Raw genomic sequence first — 434 nt, 5'->3', positions numbered from 1 at the left:
GTGCGCGATGGCAGCTGCCAGCTGGGTCAACTGCGCGGTGGTGGGCGCACGGGCGCGGTGCAGGCGCAGTTCGCGCCGCGGCAGCTCGGTGGCTTCCACGTACACGCCGTCGAGCCACAGCATGTGGAAGTGGATGTTCAGGTTCAGCGCGCTGCCGAAACGCTGGATCAGCGTCACCGCGCCGCACTGGGCGCTGGCGCGGTCGATGCCGGCTTGATCGGCCAACCAGCCGGCGATCACGCGCTGCACGATGCCCAGCACCGGGCCAATGGCTTCTGGCTTGCTGGCGAACAGGAAACGCAAGGGGTACGGAAAGCTCAGCACCCATTGCCGCACCGGCCGCGGGCCGAACACCTCCTCGACCAGGTGCCGCGCACTCTCGGCCATGCGTCGCGCGCCGCAACTCGGGCAGAACCCGCGCTTCTTGCAGGAGA

1 protein-coding gene is annotated in these 434 nt (G+C 69.1%); it reads right to left on the bottom strand.

Features of this window, described 5'->3' with window-relative positions:
* Positions 1 to 434, bottom strand: a 434-nt coding sequence (locus ACEWB7_RS17940; protein ID WP_411581082.1) for a transposase, incomplete at both ends; no start/stop codon positions are given.

The organism is Acinetobacter sp. NIOH-H-8, assembly GCF_046635365.1.
In the GTDB taxonomy this organism is placed as follows: domain Bacteria; phylum Pseudomonadota; class Gammaproteobacteria; order Pseudomonadales; family Moraxellaceae; genus Acinetobacter.
The sequence above is the reverse complement of the archived record's forward strand: the minus strand, read 5'-3'. Positions and strand labels throughout refer to the sequence as shown.